This window comes from Streptomyces sp. NPDC004435, from assembly GCF_042873895.1.
Lineage (GTDB): Bacteria > Actinomycetota > Actinomycetes > Streptomycetales > Streptomycetaceae > Streptomyces.
On record NZ_JBIAMB010000018.1, the window covers coordinates 28,235 to 50,835 of the forward strand.

14 protein-coding genes are annotated in these 22,601 nt (G+C 74.6%); 9 read left to right on the plus strand and 5 right to left on the minus strand.

Annotated features, from left to right (window positions below; translation table 11 throughout):
• The first annotated feature begins 11 nt into the window (after window positions 1–11).
• The 5 genes from ACFYT9_RS28625 to ACFYT9_RS28645 all read left to right on the plus strand — a co-directional run bounded on the left by ACFYT9_RS28625 (window position 12) and on the right by ACFYT9_RS28645 (window position 11,741).
• Complete coding sequence (locus ACFYT9_RS28625; RefSeq protein WP_389168739.1) at window positions 12–7,205, plus strand: amino acid adenylation domain-containing protein; 7,194 nt, start codon at window positions 12–14, stop codon at window positions 7,203–7,205.
• Window positions 7,206–7,256: 51 nt separating this feature from the next.
• Window positions 7,257–8,084 (plus strand): 2,3-dihydro-2,3-dihydroxybenzoate dehydrogenase, encoded by an 828-nt coding sequence (locus tag ACFYT9_RS28630; RefSeq protein ID WP_376602629.1) that lies wholly within the window; start codon window positions 7,257–7,259, stop codon window positions 8,082–8,084.
• Window positions 8,085–8,147: 63 nt separating this feature from the next.
• Window positions 8,148–9,389, plus strand: coding sequence for an isochorismate synthase DhbC (gene dhbC / locus ACFYT9_RS28635; protein ID WP_389168546.1), 1,242 nt, complete (start codon window positions 8,148–8,150; stop codon window positions 9,387–9,389).
• Window positions 9,386–11,062 carry a (2,3-dihydroxybenzoyl)adenylate synthase gene (locus ACFYT9_RS28640; RefSeq protein WP_389168548.1) on the plus strand — a complete coding sequence of 559 codons (1,677 nt, stop codon included), beginning with the start codon at window positions 9,386–9,388 and terminating at the stop codon, window positions 11,060–11,062. Before dhbC ends, ACFYT9_RS28640 begins: the two co-directional genes overlap by 4 nt.
• 46 nt (window positions 11,063–11,108) lie before the next feature.
• Window positions 11,109–11,741, plus strand: coding sequence for an isochorismatase family protein (locus ACFYT9_RS28645; protein ID WP_376602267.1), 633 nt, complete (start codon window positions 11,109–11,111; stop codon window positions 11,739–11,741).
• Here the strand turns inward: ACFYT9_RS28645 and pntB are convergent.
• Window positions 11,728–13,146: a Re/Si-specific NAD(P)(+) transhydrogenase subunit beta gene (gene pntB, locus ACFYT9_RS28650; RefSeq protein WP_387274517.1), complete on the minus strand. Its 1,419-nt coding sequence runs from the start codon at window positions 13,144–13,146 to the stop codon at window positions 11,728–11,730. The genes ACFYT9_RS28645 and pntB overlap by 14 nt on opposite strands.
• 1 nt (window position 13,147) lies before the next feature.
• Window positions 13,148–14,671, minus strand: a complete 1,524-nt coding sequence (locus tag ACFYT9_RS28655) for a Re/Si-specific NAD(P)(+) transhydrogenase subunit alpha (protein WP_389168550.1) — start codon at window positions 14,669–14,671, stop codon at window positions 13,148–13,150.
• 226 nt (window positions 14,672–14,897) lie between these two features.
• Here ACFYT9_RS28655 and ACFYT9_RS28660 point away from each other — a divergent pair, with 226 nt between their 5' ends.
• Window positions 14,898–15,872: an acetylxylan esterase gene (locus ACFYT9_RS28660; RefSeq protein ID WP_389168552.1), complete on the plus strand. Its 975-nt coding sequence runs from the start codon at window positions 14,898–14,900 to the stop codon at window positions 15,870–15,872.
• Window positions 15,873–15,921: 49 nt separating this feature from the next.
• The gene (locus ACFYT9_RS28665; RefSeq protein WP_389168554.1) at window positions 15,922–16,851 is read left to right on the plus strand and encodes a LysR family transcriptional regulator; all 930 of its coding nucleotides are present in this window, start codon (window positions 15,922–15,924) and stop codon (window positions 16,849–16,851) included.
• 7 nt (window positions 16,852–16,858) lie between these two features.
• On the opposite strand, the gene ACFYT9_RS28670 is transcribed toward ACFYT9_RS28665, so the two are convergent.
• Window positions 16,859–17,332, minus strand: a complete 474-nt coding sequence (locus ACFYT9_RS28670) for a hypothetical protein (RefSeq protein WP_389168555.1) — start codon at window positions 17,330–17,332, stop codon at window positions 16,859–16,861.
• A gap of 139 nt (window positions 17,333–17,471) precedes the next feature.
• Here ACFYT9_RS28670 and ACFYT9_RS28675 point away from each other — a divergent pair, with 139 nt between their 5' ends.
• Complete coding sequence (locus tag ACFYT9_RS28675) at window positions 17,472–18,836, plus strand: carbohydrate-binding protein (RefSeq protein WP_389168557.1); 1,365 nt, start codon at window positions 17,472–17,474, stop codon at window positions 18,834–18,836.
• Between the two features lie 112 nt (window positions 18,837–18,948).
• On the plus strand, window positions 18,949–19,521 hold the full coding sequence (locus ACFYT9_RS28680) for an antibiotic biosynthesis monooxygenase (protein ID WP_389168559.1): 573 nt from the start codon (window positions 18,949–18,951) through the stop codon (window positions 19,519–19,521).
• Here the strand turns inward: ACFYT9_RS28680 and ACFYT9_RS28685 are convergent.
• Both ACFYT9_RS28685 and ACFYT9_RS28690 read right to left on the minus strand, forming a co-directional pair.
• Complete coding sequence (locus ACFYT9_RS28685; RefSeq protein ID WP_389168560.1) at window positions 19,511–21,280, minus strand: methyltransferase; 1,770 nt, start codon at window positions 21,278–21,280, stop codon at window positions 19,511–19,513. The genes ACFYT9_RS28680 and ACFYT9_RS28685 overlap by 11 nt on opposite strands.
• A 103-nt stretch (window positions 21,281–21,383) precedes the next feature.
• Window positions 21,384–22,547 carry a 4-hydroxybenzoate 3-monooxygenase gene (locus tag ACFYT9_RS28690; RefSeq protein WP_389168741.1) on the minus strand — a complete coding sequence of 388 codons (1,164 nt, stop codon included), beginning with the start codon at window positions 22,545–22,547 and terminating at the stop codon, window positions 21,384–21,386.
• Between the last annotated feature and the right edge of the window lie 54 nt (window positions 22,548–22,601).

Here is a 22,601-nt window from a genome sequence, read left to right on the forward strand (position 1 = left end):
GTATCGAGGACATGCTGCCGCTGTCCCCCCTTCAGCAGGGCATGCTGTTCCACTCCGTCTACGACGACGGGGCGGCGGACGTGTACACCGTGCAGGTGTCGGTGGGGCTCGCGGGCCCCGTCGACGCCGACCGCCTGGAGCGGGCGGCGGCGGCGCTGCTGCGCCGGCACCCGAACCTGCGGGCCGGTTTCTGGCACGAGGGGGTGCCGCAGCCGGTGCAGTTCGTGCCGGCGGAGGTCTCCTTCGGCCTGGAGCGGGCCGATCTGACGGAGGCCGGCCCGAAGGGCGCGGCGGGCGCGTCGCCGGAGGACCGGCTCGCGGGGCTGCGGCGGGCGGAGCTGGCCCGCAGGTTCGCCCTGCACCGGCCGCCGCTGCTGCGCCTGGTGCTCGCGCGGATGGCGGAGGACGACCACCGGCTGGTGATCACGGTCCACCACATCCTGGTCGACGGCTGGTCGATGCCGCTGCTCGTCGGTGATCTGCTCGCGCTGTACGCGGCGGACGGCGACGCCTCCGGGCTGCCCGCGGTGCGCCCGTACCGCGCCTATCTGAAGTGGCTGAAGGAGCAGGACGCCCCGGCGGCGGAGGCCGCCTGGCGCGGGGCGCTGGCCGGGGTCGAGGAGGCGACGCTCGTCGCCGAGCCCGATCCGGCGCGCACTCCGGTGCGGCCGGGTGTCCGCTCGCTGGAGCTGTCGGAGGAGGCCACCGCCCGGCTGACGGCGGCGGCCCGCCGGCTGGGCACGACGCCGAGCACGCTGATCCAGTGCGCGTGGGGGCTGCTCGTCGGCGGTCTGACGGGCCGTGGGGACGTGCTGTTCGGGCTGACCGTGTCGGGCCGTCCGGACGAGATACCCGGCGTCGAGTCGATGCTCGGCCTGTTCATCACGACCGTTCCGGTCCGCCTGTCCGTGCGGAACGAGGAGACGGTCGAGGGGCTGCTCCGCCGCTTCCGCGACGAGCAGAACGCCCTCCTGGCCCACCACCACCTGGGGCTGCGGCTCATCCGCAAGCAGAGCGACGCGGGCGAGCTGTTCGACACCCTCGTGGTCATCGAGAACTACCCGGTGGACCCGGCGGCGCGCGAGACCGTCGCCGCCGGGGTACGGGTGACCGGCGTCGAGGCCGAGGACGCCACCCACTACCCGCTGACCCTCGCCGTCTCCCTGGACGAGCGGGCGCTGCTGCGCCTGGAGTACCGCCCCGACGTCTTCGACGACCGGCGGGCCGGGCTGATCGCCGACCGGCTCGCGCACGTCCTGGACCGGATCGCGGCCGAGCCGGGGACGAGGGTCGGGGCGCTGGCCCTGCTGCCCGAGGCGGAGTCGGAGCGGGTGCGCGGCAGCTGGCCGGGGACGGTGCGGGACGTGCCGGCGGGCACGGTCGCGGACGTGTTCGCGGAGCGGGCGGCCCGGACCCCGGGCGAGGTCGCGGTGGTGTGCGGCGGGGAGTCGCTGACCTTCGCGGAGGTCGACGAGCGGTCCGCGCGGCTCGCTTCGCTGCTGGCCGCGCGGGGCGTGGGCCCCGAGTCGGTGGTGGCGCTGGCCGTGCCGCGCTCGGCGGAGACGGTCGTGGCGATCCTCGCCGTGCTGCGGGCGGGCGGTGCCTATCTGCCGCTGGACCTGGACTATCCGGCGGAGCGGCTCGGTCTGATGATCGACGACGCGCGTCCGGTGTGCGTGGTGACCACGGCGCGCGGTCTCGGGCTGCTGCCGGAGGCGGGCGACGGGCCGGAGCGGCTCGTCCTGGACGCGCCGGAGACGGCCGCCGCGCTGGCCGCGGCCCCCGCGGAGTTCGCCTCCCCGGCGGTCGTGGACGGGCACCCGGCGTACGTCATCTACACGTCCGGCTCCACCGGGCGCCCGAAGGGCGTCGTCCTCACCCACGGCGGTCTGTCGAACCTGTACGCCAACCACATCGCGGACGTCTTCGGCCCGGTGGTCGAGGCGACCGGCGGGCGGCGGCTGCGCGCCCTGCACACGGCGTCGTTCAGCTTCGACACCTCGTGGGAGCAGCTGTTCTGGCTGATCGCCGGGCACGAGCTGCACGTCCTCGACGAGGTGGGCCGCCGGGACGCCGAGTTCGTCGTGTCGTACGTGCGGGAGCACCGGATCGAGACGATGGACGTCACCCCGACGTACGCGCTGGGCCTGCTCGACCAGGGGCTGCTCGACCCGGCCGCGCACCGGCCCGCGCTGCTGCTGCTCGGCGGCGAGGCGGTGCCGGAGGCACTGTGGTCCGCGGTGCGGGCGGCGACCGGTGTGATGTCGGTGAACCTGTACGGGCCGACCGAGTACACGGTGGACGCGCTGGCGGCGGACCTGGCGGCCTCGGCCACGCCGGTGGTGGGCCGGCCGATCGGCAACACGCGGGCGTATCTGCTGGACGCGGCGCTGCGGCCGGTGCCGGCCGGGGCGACCGGCGAGCTGTACCTGGCGGGCCACGGCATCGCGCGCGGCTATCTGGGCCGGTTCGCGCTGACGGCCGAGCGGTTCGTCGCCGACCCGTACGGCGCGCCGGGGTCGCGGATGTACCGCACGGGCGATCTGGCGCGGCTGCGGTCGGACGGGGAGATCGAGTACCTGGGCCGGGCCGACGACCAGGTGAAGATCCGGGGCTTCCGGATCGAGCTGGGCGAGGTCGAGTCGGCGCTGGCGGCGGTCGCCGGGGTCGGCGCGGCGGCGGTGGTGGTCCGCGAGGACACGCCGGGCGTGAAGCGGCTCGTCGGCTATGTGACGGGGACTGCCGATCCGGTCGCGGCCCGCGAGGAGCTGGCGGTCTCGCTGCCGGACTACATGGTGCCGGCGGCGGTCGTGGTGCTGGACGCGCTGCCGTTCACGGTCAACGGCAAGCTGGACCGGGCTGCCCTGCCGGCGCCGGTGTTCGGCGGCTCGGAGGGGTCGCGGGCGCCTTCCGGAGAGCGCGAGGAGGCTCTGTGCCGGGTCTTCGCCGAGGTGCTGGGGCTCGCGTCGGTGGGTGTGGACGACGACTTCTTCGCGCTGGGCGGTGACAGCATCGTCTCGATCCAGCTGGTGACCAGGGCCCGCAAGGAGGGCCTGGTGCTGACCCCGCGCGACGTGTTCGAGCGGCGGACGGTCGCGGCGCTGGCGCTCGCGGCCCGGACGCCTCAGGAGAAGGAGGCCGGTGCGGCGGTCGACGCGGACGCGCCGCTGGTGGTCCTGGACGAGGCCGGGCGGACGGTCCTGGAGCGGGTGTTCCCGGGCGCCGAGGAGGTGCTGCCGCTGGCGCCGCTCCAGGAGGGCCTGTACTTCCACGCCCAGTACGACGACCGGGCGCTCGACGTCTATCTGATGCAGAACTTCGTGGAGCTGCGGCACGCCGTGGACGCGGCCGCGCTGCGCTCGGCCTTCGACGCCATGCTGCGCCGCCACCCGAACCTGCGCTCCGCGTTCTGGCACGAGGGCCTGCCGGGCCCGGTGCAGGTGGTGCCGGCGGAGTGGGAGCTGCCGTGGGAGGTCCGTGACCTGACGGCGCTCGACCGGGCGGGTCAGGACGAGGCGCAGCGGGAGTTCTCGCTGGCGGACGCGGCGACCCGGTTCGACCTGTCGGCGCCGCCGCTGATGCGGGTGACGCTGCTGAAGTTCGCCGAGGACCGCTGGATGCTGTGTGTGACGCAGCACCACATCCTGACGGACGGCTGGTCGGAGTCGCTGTTCTTCGAGGAGCTGTTCGCGCTGTACGGGGCGGGCGGGCGCGAGGAGGTGCTGCCGCCGGTCACGCCGTACCGGGAGTACCTGCGGCGGCTGGCCGGCACGGACCGGGAGGCGGCGCGGGCCGCCTGGCGGGCCCATCTGTCGGGCCTCGACCAGGCGACGCTGGTGGCTCCGGCGGATCCGGCGCGGCAGCCGGTGACGGCCGAGGTGGTGGACATCGCGCTGGGCGCGGAGACCAGCGACCGGCTGCGGTCGTTCGCGCGGGGCTGCGGCGTCACCCTGAACACGGTCCTGTCGGCGGCGTGGGCGCTGTCGCTGTCCGGGATGACCGGGCGGGACGACGTGGTGTTCGGCGCGACGGTCTCGGGCCGTCCGGAGGACGTGCCGGGTGTCGACCGGATGATCGGCATGTTCATGAACACGCTGCCGTTCCGGGTGACGCTGCGTCCCTCGGAGACGCTGCGGGACCTGCTGGTCCGGATGCAGGGCGAGCACGCGGAGCTGCTGCCCCACCACTACCTGGGGCTCGGTCCGATCCAGCAGGGCACGGGGATCGGGCAGCTCTTCGACACGCTGTACGTGTTCCGGAACACGCCGCTGGACGACGCGGCGCGCGAGGAGGCGGTGGAGCGGCACCAGATCGGCTGGACGCACAGCGTCGACGGCACGCACTACCCGCTGACGCTGGCGGTCACGCCCGAGCGGTCGCTGGAGCTGAGCCTGGCGTACCGGCCCGACCTGTACGACCGTGAGACCGCCGGGCGGCTCGCGGGCCGGCTGCGGCTGCTCGTGGAGCAGTTCGCGGCGGGCGGGGCGACGCCGGTGGGCCGGCTGCGGACCCTGGAGACGGCCGAGCGGGACGCGCTGCTGGTCCTGGGCGACGACACCGGGCACGAGGTGCCGGACGTGCCGCTGGTGGAGCTGTTCGCGCGGCAGGCGGCGCGGACGCCGGAGGCCACGGCGCTGGTCTTCGAGGACGAGCGGCTGACCTACGCGGAGCTGGACGAGCGGGCCAACCGGCTGGCGCGGGCGCTGATCGCGCGCGGGGCGGGTCCCGAGCGGACGGTGGCCCTGGGGCTGCCGCGTTCGGCGGACTTCGTGGTGGCGCTGTTCGCGGTGCTGAAGGCGGGGGCGGCGTATCTGCCGCTGGACCTGGACCACCCGGTGGACCGGCTGGCCGCGATGGTCGAGGACGCGCTGCCGGTCTGCCTGGTCACGGTGGACGCGGTGACGGGCCGGGTCCCGGTCGTGGACGGTGTGCCGCCGCTCGCCCTGGACGACCCGGCGACGGTCGCGGAGCTGGCGGCGCTGTCCGGTGCCCCGGTCGCGGAGGAGGAGCTGACGGAGCCGCGCGACGGCCGCCACCCGGCGTACCTGATCTACACCTCGGGTTCGACCGGCCGCCCCAAGGGTGTGGTGGTGCCGGGTTCGGGTCTGGTCAACATGCTGCTCAACCACCGGGAGCGGATCTTCGACCCGGCGGTGAAGCTGGCGGGCGGCCGGCGGATGCGGGTGGCGCACACGGTGTCGTTCGCGTTCGACATGTCGTGGGAGGAGTTCTTCTGGCTGGTCGACGGGCACGAGGTGCACGTCATCGGCGAGGAGCTGCGGCTGGACCCGGCGGCCCTGACGGCGCACTACGACCGGGTCGGCATCGACGTCGTCAACGTCACCCCGTCGTACGGGCAGCAGCTGGTCGACGCGGGTCTGCTGGACGCGGACCGGCACCGTCCCACGCTCGTCCTGCTCGGCGGCGAGGCCGTGCCCGACTCCCTCTGGACGCTCCTGGAGGAGACCGAGGGCACGATGGGCTACAACCTGTACGGGCCCACCGAGTACACGATCAACGCGCTGGGCGCCGACGTGGAGATGAGCGTCTCGTCCTGCGTGGGCCGGCCGATCTTCAACACCCGTGCCTATGTGCTCGACAGCGCTCTGCGGCCGGTGCCGCGCGGGGTGCCGGGCGAGCTGTACCTGGCGGGCGCGGGCCTGGCCCGGGGCTACTTCGCGCGGCCGGCGCTGACGGCGGAGCGGTTCGTGGCCGACCCGTTCGGCGAGCCGGGCACGCTGATGTACCGCACGGGCGACCTGGTGCGCTGGCGCGAGGACGGGCAGATCGACTACCTGGGCCGGGCCGACCACCAGGTGAAGATCCGGGGCTTCCGGATCGAGCTGGGCGAGATCGAGTCGGCGCTCGCCGCCGCTCCGGGGGTGGCCGCCGCGGCGGTGGTCGTGCACGCCGGGGCGAACGGGGTGAAGCGGCTCGTCGCCTACACGGTGCCCGCCTCGGACGCGGTCCGGGCCGATCCGGAGGCGGAGACGGCGGCGCTGCGCGCGCTGCTGTCGGCGACGCTGCCGGAGTTCATGGTGCCGTCGGCGTTCGTCGAACTGGCGGCGCTGCCGCTGACGGTGAACGGCAAGGTCGACCGGGCGGCGCTGCCGGCCCCGGTGTTCGCGGACGCGGGCGGCGGCCGGCAGCCCAGGGACGCCCGGGAGGAGCTGCTCTGCGGGATCTTCGCGGACGTGCTCGGCCTGGAGCGGGTCGGCGTGGAGGACAACTTCTTCGAGCTGGGCGGGCATTCGCTGCTCGCGATGCGGCTCGTGGGGCGGATCCGCGACGAGCTGGGCGTGCCGGTCCAGGTGGCCACGGTGATGTCGGCGCCGACGGTCGCGGACCTGGCGGCCCGGATCGGGTCGGACTCGCGCCGGGACGCGCTGCGGGTGCTGCTGCCGCTGCGCGAACGGGGCACGAAGGAGCCGCTGTTCTGCTTCCACCCGGCGTCCGGCTTCAGCTGGCAGTACACGGGCCTGCTGCGCCATCTGGACGCGGACCGGCCGCTGTACGGCGTGCAGTCGCCGGGTCTGGCCGGGGAGCTGCCGGAGGTGGCCGACGTGGCGGAGCTGGCCGGGCTGTACCTGGCGGCGATCCGGGAGGTGCAGCCGGAGGGTCCGTACCACTTCGCGGGCTACTCCTTCGGCGGGACGGTGGCGCACACGCTCGCCGCGATGCTCCAGGAGCGGGGCGAGGAGGTGGCCTTCCTGGCGCTGCTCGACGCCTATCCGCCGGAGCGGGACGACTGGTCGTACCTGGACGGTCCGGACTGGCGGGAGCGGCTGGAGCGGGAGGAGAACGGCTTCCTGCTCTCGGTGGCCGGTCTCGGCGCGGAGGAGTCCGGCCGGGGCGGGGTGTCCCGGGAGGAGGCCGTCGCGGCGATCCGGGACAGCCAGGGTCTGCTCGCCGGGTTCGACGAGGAGCTGCTGCGGTCGATCGTGGACACGAACGTGCACTGCGTACGGCTGCTCTCGCGCAGCACGACCCGTCACTTCGACGGTGACGTGCTGTTCTTCACCGCCTCCCGCACGACCGCGCCGGAGGACGCGCCGGGCGCGGTGTGGCCGGCGCACGTGTCGGGGGCGCTGACCGAGCACGTGCTCGACCGGGGTCACGACGAGCTGATGGCGCCGGAGGCGCTGGCGGAGATCGGCCCGCTCCTGGACGAGGCGCTGCGCGCGTCGGCGTCTCGCCGGGACTGACACACACTCATCAAGACTTAGGTTAGCCTTACCTAAGCAAAGGAGATCGGTATGGACGACAACGAGCCGCGCGCCACGGACCCCGGCGGCGAGTTCGCGGGCCGCGTGGCGCTGGTCACCGGTGCCGCACAGGGCATCGGCGAGGCGGTGGTGCGCGCCCTCTCCGCGCGCGGGGCCACCGTGGCGGCGACCGACCGCTCGGAGCCGGAGCTGTGCCGGAGCGTCGCGCGGCTCGCCGCGGACACCGGCGCGGACCCGGCCGCCGGGCCGGTCGTCCCGTACCGGCTCGATGTCACCTCCCCGGACGACGTGGCGGAGACGGTCGCCCGCGTCACCCGCGAACTCGGCCCCGTCGACGTCCTGGTGAACGTCGCCGGGGTGCTGCGGACCGGCCCCGCCGTCGAGGCGACGGACCGGGACTGGGCGGACGTCTTCGCGGTCAACACGACCGGGGTCTTCCACCTGTCGCGCGCCGTCGTCGCCGGCATGGCCGCCCGGGGCTCCGGCTCCGTGGTGACCGTCGCCTCCAACGCCGCCGGGATACCCCGCGCGGACATGAGTGTGTACGCCGCCTCCAAGGCGGCCGCCGTGGCCTTCACCAAGTGTCTCGGCCTGGAGGTGGCCGCCCGGGGCGTGCGCTGCAACGCCGTGTGTCCCGGCTCCACCGACACGCCGATGCAGCGCTCCCTCTGGGAGGGCGAGTCCGTCCCCGACAGCGTCCTCGACGGGGACCTCGCCGCCCACCGCACCGGCATCCCGCTGCGCCGCATCGCCCAGCCGGAGGACGTCGCCGAGGCGGTCGTCTTCCTCGCCTCCGACCGGGCCCGCCACATCACCATGCAGGACCTCTACGTCGACGGCGGCGCCACCCTGCGCTGACGGCCCGCGGCCCGCACGGGCCCGCGCCGCCCCACCCACCTCACCGAACCAAGGAGCCCACCCGTGTCGACGGTCCCCCAGATCGCCGCGCAGCCGCCGGCGACCGCCCCCGCCCCCATACCCGCCCCCGCCCCCGCCCCGACGCCCACGTCCTCCGCCGTCGGCGCGGCCACCGGCCTGCTCGACGCCTTCCGCGCCGGCGACCGCTTCCTCGCCACGCCCACCCGCACCCTGCTCGCCCACGGCGTGCTGAGCGAGGTCCCGCACGGCTCCGACCCGATCGCCGAGCGGGTGGCCGACGCCCTCGCCGAGGCACGCGCCGGCCGCCGCGCCGCCGCCGTCGTGATGGGCGCCATCCCCTTCGACCAGGACGCGCCGGCCGCGCTCGTCGTGCCCGAGACGGTCCGCACCGGACCGGCCCTCGCCTCCGACCCGCTCGTCGCGCTGCCCGCCGACTCCCCCCGCGCCGGCACCTGGACCGTCCGCGCCCATCCGTCCCCGGAGGTCTACGCCAAGGGCGTCGGCGCCGCCGTCGACCGCATGTGGAACGGCGAGTTCAGCAAGGTGGTCCTCGCCCGCACCCTGGAGCTCACCGGCCCCGGCGAGCCCGACGTCGCCGCCATGGTCCGCCGGCTCGCCCGCCGCGACCCGCTCGGCTACACCTTCGCGCTCCCCACCCACCCCGGCCGCACCCTCCTCGGGGCCAGCCCCGAACTCCTCGTCTCCAGACACGGCGACCGGCTCGTCTCCAACCCGCTGGCCGGCTCCACCCCCCGCAGCGACGACCTCGCCGAGGACGTACGCCGCGCCGCCGCCCTCCTGGAGTCCGCCAAGGACCTCCACGAACACGCGGTCGTCGTCGACGCCGTGCACCAGGCGATGGCACCGTACTGCTCCGCCATCGAGGTCCCCGCCCGGCCGTCGCTGATCCGCACCGCCACCATGTGGCACCTCTCCACCACGGTCACCGGCACCCTGGCCCACCCCGAGGTGTCGGCCCTGGAGATCGCCTCCTCGCTCCACCCCACCCCGGCGGTGTGCGGCACCCCGACCCCGCTGGCCCGCGAGGTCATCCGGGAGACCGAGCCCTTCGACCGCGGCTTCTTCACCGGCATGGTCGGCTGGGGCGACGCGGACGGCAACGGCGAATGGGTCGTCACCATCCGCTGCGCCGAGGCGGAGGAGCGGACCCTGCGCCTCTACGCGGGCGCCGGCGTCGTCGCCGCCTCCGTCCCGGAGGACGAGGCCGCCGAGACCGCCGCCAAGTTCCGCACCTTCCTGGACGCCGTGGGAGCCTCGCTGTGACCGCACCGACCTCCTCCCGCCCGGCCCCCGGCGACGGCCCCGAGGCCGTCCCGTACACCACCCCCACCTGGCCCGCGGAGTTCGCCGAGCGGTACCGGGCGGCCGGCTGGTGGGAAGGGCTCACCTTCGGCGCGATGCTCCGCGACCGGGCCTCGGCCCACCCCGACCGGGTCGCCGTCGTCGACCGCGCCGGACCGGGCGGAACCCGGCGCGCCTGGACCTACGCCGAACTCGACCTGCGCGCCGACCGGCTCGCGGCCGGTCTCGCCGCCCGCGGCATCGGCTCCGGCGACCGGGTCGTCGTCCAGCTGCCCAACGTCGCCGAGTTCCTCGAAGTGGTCTTCGCGCTCTTCCGGCTCGGCGCCCTGCCGGTCTTCGCGCTGCCCGCGCACCGCGAGTCGGAGATCTCCTACTTCTGCTCCTTCACCGGGGCCGCCGCCTACGTCGTCCCGGACACCCACGCCGGCTTCGACTACCGCAACCTCGCCACCACGGTCCTCGCCCGCTGCCCCGAGCTGCGGCACGTCTTCGTCGCCGGCGAGGACGCCGGCCCCTTCGAGGCGCTCTCCGAGGTCCCCGCCGAGCCGGTCGGCCTGCCCGACCCCGACCCCTCGGCCGTGGCCTTCCTCCAGCTCTCCGGCGGCAGCACCGGGGTGCCCAAGCTCATCCCCCGGACACACGACGACTACGTCTACTCACTGCGCGGCTCCGCCGAGATCTGCGCGCTCGACGAGGACAGCGTCTACCTGTGCGCGCTGCCCGCCGCCCACAACTTCCCGCTCTCCTCGCCCGGTTCGCTGGGCACCCTGTACGCGGGCGGACGGGTCGTCATGTGCCCGCAGCCCGCGCCCGACGTGGCCTTCCCGCTGATCCAGGACGAGGGCGTGACCATCACCGGCCTCGTGCCGCCGCTCGCGCTCGCGTGGATCGACGCGGCCCCCGGCTCCGCGTACGACCTCTCCACCCTCGACGTGCTCCTCGTCGGCGGGGCCCGGCTCTCCGACGAGGTGGCCCGCCGGGTCCGGCCGGCCCTGGGCTGCACCCTCCAGCAGGTCTTCGGCATGGCCGAGGGGCTGGTCTGCTACACCCGCCTCGACGACGACCCCGGGACGATCGTCACCACCCAGGGCCGGCCGATCTCCCCGGACGACGAGATCAGGATCGTCGACGACGAGGACGCCGACCTGCCCGTCGGCACCACCGGCCACCTGCTCACCCGGGGCCCGTACACCATCCGCGGATACTGGAACGCCCCCGAGCACAACGCCCGCGCCTTCACCGAGGACGGCTTCTACCGCACCGGCGACCTCGTCCGGCTCACCCCGAGCGGCCATCTGGTCGTCGAGGGGCGCGCCAAGGACCAGATCAACCGGGGCGGCGAGAAGATCGCGGCCGAGGAGATCGAGAACCACCTCCTGGCCCACCCCTCGGTCCACGACGCCAACGTGGTCGGCGAGTTCGACCCGTACCTCGGCGAGCGCAGCTGCGCGTACGTCATCCGCCGCCAGGGCGCCGAAGAGGTGAAGGCCCTCGCCCTCAAGCGCTTCGTGCGGGACCGCGGGCTCGCCGCCTACAAGGTCCCCGACCGCATCGTCTTCGTCGACGCCTTCCCGACGACCGGCGTCGGGAAGATCTCCAAGAAGGACCTCCGCGCGGAGCGCGCGGACGCCTGACCGCCCCGCTCCCCTTGTGCCACCCCCCTCTCCGAAACGGACCGTCATGAGCCTCCCCGCCGTCCCGCCCTACCCGATGCCCCGCCCCGGCGAGCTGCCGGCCAACCGTGTGGACTGGACCGTCGACCCCGACCGGGCCGTGCTCCTCGTGCACGACCTCCAGAACCACTTCCTGGCTCCGTTCGACGACGGCGCCGAGCCGCTCACCGCCCTCCTCGCGAACCTGAACCTGCTCCGCAAGGAGGCCGCCCGGCTCGGCGTGCCCGTCGTCTACACCGCCCAGCCCGGCGGCCAGACCCCCGAGGAGCGCGGTCTCCAGCAGGACTTCTGGGGCCCCGGCGTGCCCGACGACCCGCACGCCGTCGCCGTCGCGGACGCCGTCGCGCCCGAGCCCGGCGACATCCTCCTCACCAAGTGGAAGTACAGCGCCTTCGTCCGCACCGACCTCCTGGAGCTGCTGCGCGAGCAGGGCCGCGACCAGCTCGTGATCACCGGCGTGTACGCGCACATCGGCGTCCTGATGACGGCCTGCGACGCGTGGATGCGCGACATCAGGACCTTCGTCGTGGCGGACGCCGTGGCGGACTTCTCCGAGCGCGAGCACCGGATGGCCCTGGAGTGGGCGGCGGGCCGCTGCGCCGTCGTCACGACGACCGAGCAGGTGTTCACAGGGCGCTGACGATGTCCTCCACGCGGTCCTTGGCGTCGCCGAAGAGCATCGTGGTGTTGGGGCGGTAGAAGAGGGGGTTCTGGACACCCGCGTAGCCGGAGGCCATCGAGCGTTTGAAGACGATGACCTGGCCCGCCTCCCAGACGGTGAGGACCGGCATCCCCGCGATGGGGCTGCTCGGGTCCTCGGCGCCGGCCGGGTTGACCGTGTCGTTGGCGCCGATGACCAGCACCACGTCGGTGTCGGCGAAGTCGCCGTTGATCTCGTCCATCTCCAGGACGATGTCGTACGGCACCTTCGCCTCGGCCAGGAGGACGTTCATGTGTCCGGGGAGCCGGCCGGCGACGGGGTGGATGCCGAAGCGGACGTCGACGCCCCGGGCCCGGAGCTTGGAGGCGAGTTCCGCCACCGGGTACTGGGCCTGGGCCACCGCCATGCCGTATCCGGGGGTGATGACCACCGAGCGGGCGGCGCCGAGGAGTTCGGCGGCGCCCTGGGCGGTGATCTCCTGGTGCTCGCCGTAGTCGACCTGTGAGCCGGCCGGCGCCTCGATGCCGAAGCCTCCGGCGATGACCGCGAGGAAGGAGCGGTTCATCGCCCGGCACATGATGTAGCTGAGGTAGGCGCCGGAGGAGCCGACGAGGGCGCCGGTGACGATCAGCAGGTCGTTGCCGAGGAGGAAGCCGGAGGCGGCCGCGGCCCAGCCCGAGTAGCTGTTGAGCATCGACACGACGACGGGCATGTCGCCGCCGCCGATGGAGGCGACCAGGTGCCAGCCGAGCGCCAGCGCCAGGGCCGTCGCCGCGATCAGCACCCCGAGCGAGGGGACGACGGTGAACCGGGCCGTCAGGACGGCGAACACGGCGAGCGCGCCGACGTTGAGGGCGTTCTTGCCGGGGAGCATGAGCGGCCGGGAGTCGATCCGGCCGGCGAGCTTCAGATAGGCGACGACGGAGCCGGTGAAGGTGACGGCGCCGATGAACACGCCGATGACGACCTCGGCGTGGTGGATGCCGAGGGTGCCGACCGCGTCGAGCGCAGCGGCCTCGGCGCCGCCGGGCCGGTGCTCGACCTCCAGGTAGCCGTTCCAGCCGACGAGGACGGCGGCGAGCCCGACGAAGGAGTGCAGGAGCGCGATCAGCTCGGGCATGCCCGTCATCTCGACGCCCCGGGCGCGCCACAGGCCGATGAGGGCGCCGGCGAGCATGGCGGCGGCGAGCAGCCCGGCGGCGCCGGCGGCGAGGCCCCGGTCGGCGGCGAGCACCACGGTGGCGACGAGGGCGACGCCCATCCCGAGCATGCCGAAGGCGTTGCCGAGGCGGGCCGACTCGTGCTTCGAGAGTCCGGCGAGGGCGAGGATGAACAGCAGCGCGGCGACGAGGTAGGCCGCCTGTGCGGCGTGGGTGGCGGACATGTCAGCTCCTGTTGAACATTCCGAGCATGCGGCGGGTCACCGCGAAGCCGCCGAACACGTTGATGCTCGCCAGCAGGATCGCGGCGGCCGACAGCACGGTGACGAGGGTGCCGCCGTGTCCGATCTGGAGGAGCGCGCCGACCAGGATGATCCCGGAGATGGCGTTGGTCACCGACATCAGCGGGGTGTGCAGGGCGTGGTGCACGTGGCCGATGACGTAGTAGCCGATGACGATCGCGAGGACGAAGACGGTGACGTGCGACAGGAGCGCGGCCGGGGCGAAGCCGACGGCGAGGAGGAGCGCGAGGGCGCCGAGGGCGACGCCGGTGAAGCGGCGCCTCGGCGTCATGGGCTCCTTCACCGGTGACACGGGCGGCGGGGTGTCGCCGGTGGGCGCGGGGGCGGCGGAGACCTGGACGGGCGGCGGGGGCCAGGACGGCTCCCCGTCGCGTACGACCGTGACCGAGCGCTGCACGGGGTCGTCCCAGTCCAGGACGGGGACGCCGTCCTTGCCGGGGGTGAGGAGGCTCAGGAGGTTGTAGAGGTTGGTGCCGTACAGCTGGGACGCCTGGGCGGGCAGGCGTCCCGCCAGGTCGGTGTGGCCGAGGATGGTGACGCCGTTCGCGGTGACGGTCCGCTCCCCCGGTACGGTGCCCTCGACGTTGCCGCCGTTGGCGGCGGCCATGTCCACGATCACCGAGCCGGGCCTCATGGCGGCGACCGTCTCCGCGGTGACGAGCCGGGGCGCCGGGCGGCCGGGGATCAGGGCGGTGGTGATGACGATGTCGGCCTCGCGGCACTCGGCGGCGTACAGGGCGGCCTCGCGGGCCTTGTAGTCGTCGCCCATCTCCTTGGCGTAGCCGGTGGCCGAGACCTCCGTCTCCGGGGAGTCGATGGCGAGGTACTCGCCGCCCAGCGAGCGGACCTGGTCGGCCACTTCGGGGCGCGGGTCGGTGGCCCGGACGATCGCGCCGAGCGAGCCGGCGGTGCCGATCGCGGCGAGTCCGGCGACGCCCGCGCCGGCGACGAGGACCCGGGCGGGCGGGACCTTGCCGGCGGCGGTCACCTGGCCGGTGAAGAAGCGGCCGAAGGCGTGGGCCGCCTCGATCACCGCGCGGTAGCCGGCGATGTTCGCCATCGAGGACAGGACGTCCATGGACTGGGCGCGGCTGATGCGGGGCACCGCGTCCATGGACAGGACGGTGAGCGGGCGCCGGCCCAGCTCCTCGACAACCGCCGGGTCGGAGGCCGGGGCGAACAGCGCGATGACCGTGGCCCCGGGGCGCATCCGGTCCAGCCGGTCCGGTCCCGGGGCGTTCACCCCGAGGACGACGTCCGCCTCCGCCGCGTCGCCGGTCCGCGCCCCGGCCGCCTCGTAGGCGTCGTCAGGGAAGCCCGCCGCCGCGCCCGCGCCGGGATCGACGACGACCTCGTAACCGAGCCCGCGGATCCGCTCCACCGTGGCGGGCGTCGCCGCCACCCGCCGCTCGCCGTCCCGTGCCTCCTTGAGGACTCCGACCCTCACCGCACCCCTCCGTTCGCCGTTCCGGCCACCACCTTGGCCTCCGCGCCCCCCTCCGTGAAGAAGGCTCGCGCGGCGCACCTTCATGCTGCCCACCGGGGAGGGACGTCGAGCACGCCCGTGCGGCGGCGTTCACGCATATGAATCCGGCGGGTGTGCGGGCTAGGGTGGATCGGGCCGGTCGGACCGGTCGGCCGCTCGAACGTGACGATCCGACCAGGCGGTGTGCATGACCCTCTTCGACCTCCCCCTCGACCGGCTCCGCGAGTACCGCAGCGCGTCGGCCGAGCCCGAGGACTTCGACGCCTTCTGGGCGAAGACGCTCGGGGAGGCGCGGGAGCACGAGCTGGACGCGCGGTTCGAGCGGGTGGCGACGGGGCTCACGACGGTGGAGACGTACGACGTGACCTTCGCCGGGTTCGGCGGGCAGCCGGTGAAGGGGTGGTTCGTCGTCCCGGCGGGGATCACCGAACCGGTGCCGGTCGTCGTGGAGTTCCTGGGGTACGGCGGCGGGCGCGGCCTGGCGCACAGTCACCTCCTGTGGGCCTCGGCCGGGTTCGCGCACTTCGTGATGGACACCCGGGGCCAGGGCAGCGGCTGGGCGCCGGGCGACACCGCCGACCCGGTGGGCAGCGCGCCGGCGTTCCCGGGGTTCATGACGCGGGGCGTCGAGGACCCGGAGACGTACTACTACCGGCGGGTGTACACGGACGCGGTGCGCGCGGTGGAGGCGGCGCGGTCGCACCCGCTGACGGACGCGGCCCGCACCGCCGTGACCGGGGTCAGCCAGGGCGGCGGCATCACGGTCGCCGTCTCGGGTCTGGTGCGGGATCTGGCGGCGGTGGCGCCGGACGTGCCCTTCCTCTGCGACTTCCCGCGCGCGACGACGGTCACGGACCGCAGGCCGTACCGAGAGATCGGCAACTACCTGAAGACGCACCGGGGCCGGAAGGAGCGGGTCGCCGAGACCCTCGCCTACTTCGACGGGGTGCACTTCGCGGCCCGCGCGACGGCTCCGGCGCTGTTCTCCACCGCCCTGGAGGACCAGACCTGCCCGCCGTCGACGGTGTTCGCCGCGTTCAACGCCTACGCGCACGAGGACAAGACGATCGAGGTCTACGACTTCAACGACCACGAGGGCGGCGACATGTTCCAGCAGGCGGCGCAGCTCCGCTGGCTGCCGGAGCGGCTTCGCGCCCGATAGCCCCTCCCTTGGTCTGGACCTGTCAGGCAGTGGCCGTCAAGCTGGGCTCATGGACTTGGAGTTGCGGCACCTGAAGACGGTCCGGGCCATCGCGGAGGCCGGCAGCCTCACCCGCGCGGCCACCGCCCTCGGGCTGGCGCAGCCGGCCCTCAGCGCCCAGCTGAAACGGATCGAACGGGCCCTGGGCGGCGCCCTGTTCGTCCGCGGCCGGGACGGGGTGCGGGCCACCGCGCTCGGCGATCTGGTGCTGGAGCGGGCCCGGGTGGTGCTGCCGGCCGTCTGCGGACTCCAGGAGGAGGCCGTCCGGTTCGCCCGGGACGGCGCCGCCGGGCACCGGCTCGGCGGGACGCACGGCCCGCTGCTCGGCGGCCTGGTGGACCGGCTCGCCCGGACGGAGCCGGACGCGCCGGTGACCACGTACACCTCCTGGTCGGAGCGGGAGGTCGCCCACGGAGTGGTCGCCGGGCGGCTCGACTTCGCGCTCGTCGGCGTGTGCGGGGAGAGCGCCCCGCCGGAGGCCGGCCGCCTCGCCTGGACGGAGGTGGCCCGCGACCCGGTGTACGTGATGCTGGCGACCGGTCATCCGCTGGCCGCCCGTCCGCAAGTGGCGCTGGCCGAACTCGCCTCGGAGGAATGGACGGACGTGCCCGGCGACGGCTGTTTCGGCGACTGTTTCGCCGCCGCCTGCGTCCGGTCCGGCTTCACCCCGGCCCGGGTGTACGAGACGGACACCGCGTCCTGTGTCCATCTGGTCCAGGTGGGCCGCGCGGTGGGCCTCTGCCGGGCGACCTTCCCGGCCACTCCCGGCATCGTCACCCGTCCCCTGACCGGCGCCCCGCTCCTCTGGCGCCACCTCCTCGGCTGGCACCCCGAGGGCCGGGCGGCCGGGCGCGCCGCCACCGTCCTCGCCCACGCCCGCGACGCCCACGCGGAGGCGCTGTCCCGCAGCGCGGGCCGGACGGCGGACGCACTGTCCTGACCGTCCGTCAGGTGTCGTACGTGCCGTCCCAGGGATCGGTGAAGCCGAGTCCGTCGGGGTAGAGCTCGGCCCAGTCCCTCCCGCCCGGGTTCCCCTCGCCGCGGTTCTCCGCGACCAGTCCGAACAGGACCCCCTCGAACCGTACGGCGAAGGGCGCGACGGCGATCGACTCGTACCGCCGCCCGGGCAGGGCGTCCAGCCAGCCGTCGAGGAGCGCTCGCGCGGCCTCGACGGCCCGGCGCTCGTCGCCCTCCCCCGTCCCGGTCGACCTGATGCTCGACCCCAAATGGCGCCCCGCCTCGTCGAAGCAGTGCAGGACCGCGAACCAGCGCTTGTGCCGCCGCCAGTCGGCCACCGGGGTCCACCCCTCGGGGAAGCCGGCGGTCACCGAGCCGAGGAACCGCCCCCCGTCCCACCGGCCGATGGTGGAGGTGCGGTGCTCGGGCTCGTACGCGATCGGGACGACCTCGGGAACGCTCATGGGCGCACCGTACCGTCCGCCTCGGACAGCGCCCCGGGGCCATAACGCGGAGGGAGGGGCCGGGCGGAGGCTCCCGCGCGGCCGGGGGCGTTCCTACGGTTCTCCGCAGATCCCCCACCGAGAACCGAGGAGACTCCCCATGCTCCGACGACACGCCCGCGCGGCGTGTACCGTGCTGGCCGCCGCCGGGATGGTGCTGGCCGGACTGCAGACCGGATCGGCCGGCGCCGTGCAGCCCTCCCCCGGGACCGCCCCTGCCGTGCAGAGCGCCGCCAGGACGCTCGGCACCGCCGAGGCCCGTCCCGAGCTGCTCGCCGCGATGGGCCGCGACCTGGGTCTGACCCGGGCCCAGGCCGAGCGCCGCCTGGTCAACGAGGCCGAGGCGGGCGCCACCGCGGCCCGGCTCCGCGACCGGCTCACCGGCTCCTTCGCGGGTGCCTGGGTCGCGGGCGCCGAGTCCGGCTCCCTGACCGTGGCCACCACCCGGGCCTCCGACCTGGCCGCGATCCGGGAGGCCGGGGCGACGGCCCGGCTGGTCCGGCACGACCTCTCCGCCCTGGAGCGGGCGAAGGAGACCCTGGACCGGGCTGCCGACGCCGGGGCACCGGTCCGCTACGTGGACGTCCGGGCGAACACCGTGGTCGTCGAGGAGGTCCGGGCCGGCGCCGGGGCGCGCCTGGCCGCCGCGACCGGGGTGCCGAGGGAGCTGGTGCGGGTGGTGCGGAGCGCCGAGGCGCCGCGCCCGCTGTACGACATCCGGGGCGGTGACGCGTACTACATGGGCGGCGGCGGACGCTGCTCGGTCGGCTTCGCGGTGACCCGGGGCACCACGCAGGGCTTCGCGACGGCGGGCCACTGCGGTCGCGCCGGGCAGTCCACCAGCGGCTTCAACCAGGTCGCTCAGGGCTCCTTCCAGGCGTCGGTCTTCCCCGGCAGCGACATGGCCTGGGTCGCGGCGAACAGCAGCTGGACCTCGACCCCGTACGTGAAGGGCGCGGGCGGCGCGAACGTGCAGGTCACCGGATCCGTGCTCCAGACGGTGGGCTCCTCGGTCTGCCGTTCGGGCTCGACGACCGGCTGGCACTGCGGCACGATCCAGCAGCACAACACGAGCGTGACCTACCCGGAGGGCACGATCTCCGGTGTGACCCGCACGACGGTGTGCGCCGAGCCGGGCGACTCGGGCGGCTCGTACATCTCGGGCAGCCAGGCTCAGGGCGTGACCTCGGGCGGCTCGGGCAACTGCTCCAGCGGCGGCACCACCTTCTTCCAGCCGCTGAACCCGATCCTGTCGAACTACGGCCTGACGCTGAAGACCGGCGGCACCGACCCGGGCCCCGGCCCGGGCGAGCCGGAGCCGGGCGGCACGTGGAAGGCGGGCACGGTGTACGCGGCCGGGGCCACGGTCACGTACGGCGGCTCCACCTACCGCTGTCTCCAGGGCCACCAGGCCCAGTCGGGCTGGGAGCCTCCGAACGTCCCGGCCCTCTGGCAGCGCGTCTGACGCTGGGGGGCGTCGGACGGGCTCCAGGCGCCACTCGCCCGACCGGGCGGGTGGCGCCTCGGCGTCCGCCGCGTACAGTGGCCCCGGGCGCGCGTGATCACGAGGAGCGTCCATGACCGCCACCGCCCTGGAGCGAGCCGCCGTCCCCGCCGACAGCGGAGAGGTGACCCTCCTGATAGCCCGCAGGGTGGAGCCCGGCCACGAGGCCGCGTTCGAGCGGTGGGCGAAGGGCATACTCGACTGCGCGGCGACCTTCCCGGGACATCTCGGGTACGGCTTCTTCCGCTCCGCGGGCGGCGACGCCCCCTGGTTCCTCGTGCACCGCTTCCGCGACGCGGAGGCGTGCCGCACGTGGCAGGAGTCGCCCGAGCGGGCCGCCTGGTTCGCCGACTGCGAGGGGCACCACCACACCGAGATCGCCCGGCGGAAGCTGACCGGCATGGAGACCTGGTTCGCGAAGCCGGGCTCGACCCGCCCCGCCCCGCCGCGGTGGAAGATGGCCGTCAGCGCGACGCTGGCGATCTACCCGATCTCCGTGCTCGGCGGCCTCTTCCTCGTCCCCCGCCTCACCGCGCTGCCCCTCCTGCTCAGCAGCGCGGTGATGGCGTGCGTCTTCAACGTGCTGATGACCTACGTGGCGATGCCGGCGGTCAGCCGGCTGCTGCGCCGCTGGCTCACGCCGTGACCCCCGGCGCCCTGCGGACGTGGAGGGCGTGCGCGCCCAGGGCGAGCGGGGTGTGGCCGACGAGTTGGAGTCCGCACGCCGCGAACAGCCCGGCGTACTGGACGGCGGTGCGCTCGCTCCCCCCGGTGTTGCACATCATGTGGAGGTCCCAGGCGGTCGCGAGCGAGGGTGAGCCGTCGGTGGGCAGCAGCCGTTCGACGACGAGGAGGTCCGCGTCGGGGCCCATGGCGGCGGCGCAGTGCCGCAGGATGCTCCGGCAGCGCTCGTCGTCCCAGTCGTGCAGGACGCGGGAGAGCAGGTAGACGTCGGCTCCGGCCGGTACGTCGGCGAAGTCTCCCTCCTGGAAGGCGCAGCGGCCGTCCTCCGCCGGCGCGGCCAGGTGCGCGCGTGCGGCGGCGAGGACGTGGGGGCGTTCCAGGAGGGTGCCGCGCAGGGTGGGGTGGGCGGTCAGGACCCGGCCGAGCAGTGCCCCGGTGCCGCCCGCCACGTCGACGACGGTACGGGGGCGGCCGGGGGCGGTGGCCGCGGCGGTGAGGACGGGGTGGGACGGGAGGGCGTCGAAGAGGGGGGCGCTCGCCACCATGGAGCGGTCGAACAGGGCGGCGAGTTCGGGGTCGCGGGCGAAGTGGTCGAAGTGGTTCTCGCCGTAGAGGTGCTCGAAGCCGGGTTGCCCGCTGCGCACGGTGTGGGTCAGGTGGGCGAACGACCGGTAGAAGGGTCCGCCGTACATCAGGGCCAGCGGTCGCATCGAGGACGGGGCGGCCTCCGCGAGGAGCGCGCCGACCTCGGTGAGGCGGAAGCCGTCCGGGGTGTCCGCGACCACGCCGAGCATGGCGAGGTACCGCAGGAGGACCCCGAGGCTCTCCGGGCGCGCCCCGACGGCGCGGGCCAGTTCCGGCACGGGCGTGCCGGTGTGGAGGTCCAGGGCTTCCGGGAGCCCGAGTTCCGCGCAGCTGGCCAGGGCCTGGGTGGTCCAGGCGCCGGTCAGCAGCCGCAGGAGCGTTTCCGCCGGCTGCGTGGCGGCGCCCGGGGGCGCGGACCACGGGGCCGGGGCCCGGCGAAGGTGCTCGTCCAGGACGTCGCGGTGGTCGCCGCGCGCGTACAGCTCGACCCTCCGGTAGGGCGTCTTGGTGCCGTCGGGCACGGCGAGGTAGAAGACGGTGCCGTCCTCGTGCGGGTTGTAGCCGCCGCCGTCGGGGGCCGCGCCGTGCCGTGCGAAGCTCGCCAGCAGCCCGCGCAGCACGAGTGGATCGGGCCGCTCGACGTCGAAGGCGAGGTGTGCCTCGTGGTCCAGCGCGCGTTCGCCGGCCGCGATGCCCGCCAGCGCGGAGCCCGGGGGCACGGTGAGCGCGAACACCTCGACCGCCCGGTGTTCTCCGGCCGGTCCTCGCACGGCGGGACGGAGAATCCTCACGTCGAGATCGGCGGGACGGTGGCCGTACCGTACGGCGAGGCGGTCCCGTACGACGACGCTGGGCCGGGCCGGCGCGTCGGCGTCCAGGCCGCAGCCCGCCAGTCCCGACCGCAGCGCGGCCTCGTCGGGCGGGAAGACCAGCACGGCGGCGTGCGCGAAACGGCACTGGTCGGTGAAGGCGCGCAGCTCGGGTCCGTCGAGGCCGGGCAGCACGCGGGCGAGCAGGAGGGAGGTGTCCTGCTCGCGGACGAACCGGGCGGTCGCGCCGAGCCGCCCGGTGTCGTCGGCGGCGTGGGGTGCCGGGGTCGGGTGCGCGGGCGCGGTGAAGGGAGGTTCGGAGTGCATTCCCTGTCCATGGGTGAAGGGAGCGGGATGAGGGAGGGAGAAGGGGCTCGGAGGGAGGTGGAGGTGCGGATGAGGGTGCGGGAGCACGGCATGTGAGCGTGCGTCAGATGCCGACGTAGTTCTCCGCGAACCAGTGCTGGGCGGAGGCGGAGTCGCGGAGCGCGGCGATCCGCGCGTGGCGGAGCCGTTCCCGGAAGAGCGAGTCGCCTTCGGGGTCCGGGAGTTCGTGGAGCAGGCGGATCATCCAGCGGGAGAACTCCTGGGCGCGCCAGATGTGGGCCAGGCACCGCTCGGAGTAGCGGTCGAGGGGACCGGGGTCGCCGTGGACGAGGTCGTCGACGAGGGCGCGGCCCAGGATCTCGGCCTCCAGCACGGCGAGGTTGGCGCCCTTCGCGGCGGACGGGCTGATGAGGGCGGCGGCGTCGCCCACGAGGAACAGCGAGCCGTGGCGCAGCGGTTCGATCACGTCGGACTCCAGGTCGACCACGGCACGCTGGGCGATCGGGCCGCGCACCAGCGGTCCGTACGCGCCGGCGCGCATGCGCAGGGCGAGTTCGTCCCAGATCCGGTCGTCGCTCCACGCGTCGGCGCGGGTGCCGGGGGCGCACTGGAGGTAGTAGCGGGTGATGTCGGCGGAGCGGGCCATGTGTCCGGCGAATCCGCGCGGGTGGACCGCGTAGCCCACGGCGTCCAGGCTCAGCGGCGCCTCGGCGAGCAGGCCCAGCCAGGAGACGCCGTGGTCGCGGTGGTGGCGCACGGTGCCGGACGGGAGGGAGCGCCTGCCCACCCCGTGGCGGCCGTCGCAGGCGGCGACGTACCGGGCGCGGTGGCGCGCGGGGCGCCCGTCGGCCTCGCGCACGGTCACGGCGGGGGCCGGGCCGTCCGCGCCGGACACGGCGACGGCCTCCGCGCCGAAGCGGACGCGCCCCCCGGCGTCGAGGTACAGGTCCAGCAGGTCGGCGACGAGATCGTGCTGGGGGTAGACGGTGTGCGGCTCGCCCGGGCCCAGCCGGCGGTAGTCGAGACGGAAGCGCCCGTCCTCGGTGCGGAACTCGCAGACGCCGTGCTCCCGGCCGCGCCGCCGCAGGCCCGCGTCGAGGCCGTGGCGCTCCAGGACCCGCACGGTGTGCGGCACGAGGAATCCGGCGCGCGCCCGGTTCTCCACGGAGTCGCGGTCCGCGCGCTCCAGGACGACGCAGTCGATTCCGTGGCTCAGCAGGATGTTGCCCAGCACCAGTCCGGCGGGGCCGGCTCCGACGATGACCACGTCCGCGGGGTCGGAGTCGCACACGGATCCAGCGTAATCACTCTCTGTCACAGC

Excerpts from the sequence above, each read along its gene's own strand:
- pntB (WP_387274517.1), bottom strand. The coding sequence starts at position 13,146 with ATGTCCGCCACCCACGCCGCACAGGCGGCCTACCTCGTCGCCGCGCTG.
- ACFYT9_RS28680 (WP_389168559.1), top strand. The coding sequence starts at position 18,949 with ATGACCGCCACCGCCCTGGAGCGAGCCGCCGTCCCCGCCGACAGCGGA.
- ACFYT9_RS28685 (WP_389168560.1), bottom strand. The coding sequence starts at position 21,280 with ATGCACTCCGAACCTCCCTTCACCGCGCCCGCGCACCCGACCCCGGCA.
- ACFYT9_RS28665 (WP_389168554.1), top strand. The coding sequence starts at position 15,922 with ATGGACTTGGAGTTGCGGCACCTGAAGACGGTCCGGGCCATCGCGGAG.
- ACFYT9_RS28660 (WP_389168552.1), top strand. The coding sequence starts at position 14,898 with ATGACCCTCTTCGACCTCCCCCTCGACCGGCTCCGCGAGTACCGCAGC.
- ACFYT9_RS28630 (WP_376602629.1), top strand. The coding sequence starts at position 7,257 with ATGGACGACAACGAGCCGCGCGCCACGGACCCCGGCGGCGAGTTCGCG.
- ACFYT9_RS28625 (WP_389168739.1), top strand. The coding sequence starts at position 12 with ATGCTGCCGCTGTCCCCCCTTCAGCAGGGCATGCTGTTCCACTCCGTC.
- ACFYT9_RS28675 (WP_389168557.1), top strand. The coding sequence starts at position 17,472 with ATGCTCCGACGACACGCCCGCGCGGCGTGTACCGTGCTGGCCGCCGCC.
- ACFYT9_RS28670 (WP_389168555.1), bottom strand. The coding sequence starts at position 17,332 with ATGAGCGTTCCCGAGGTCGTCCCGATCGCGTACGAGCCCGAGCACCGC.
- ACFYT9_RS28645 (WP_376602267.1), top strand. The coding sequence starts at position 11,109 with ATGAGCCTCCCCGCCGTCCCGCCCTACCCGATGCCCCGCCCCGGCGAG.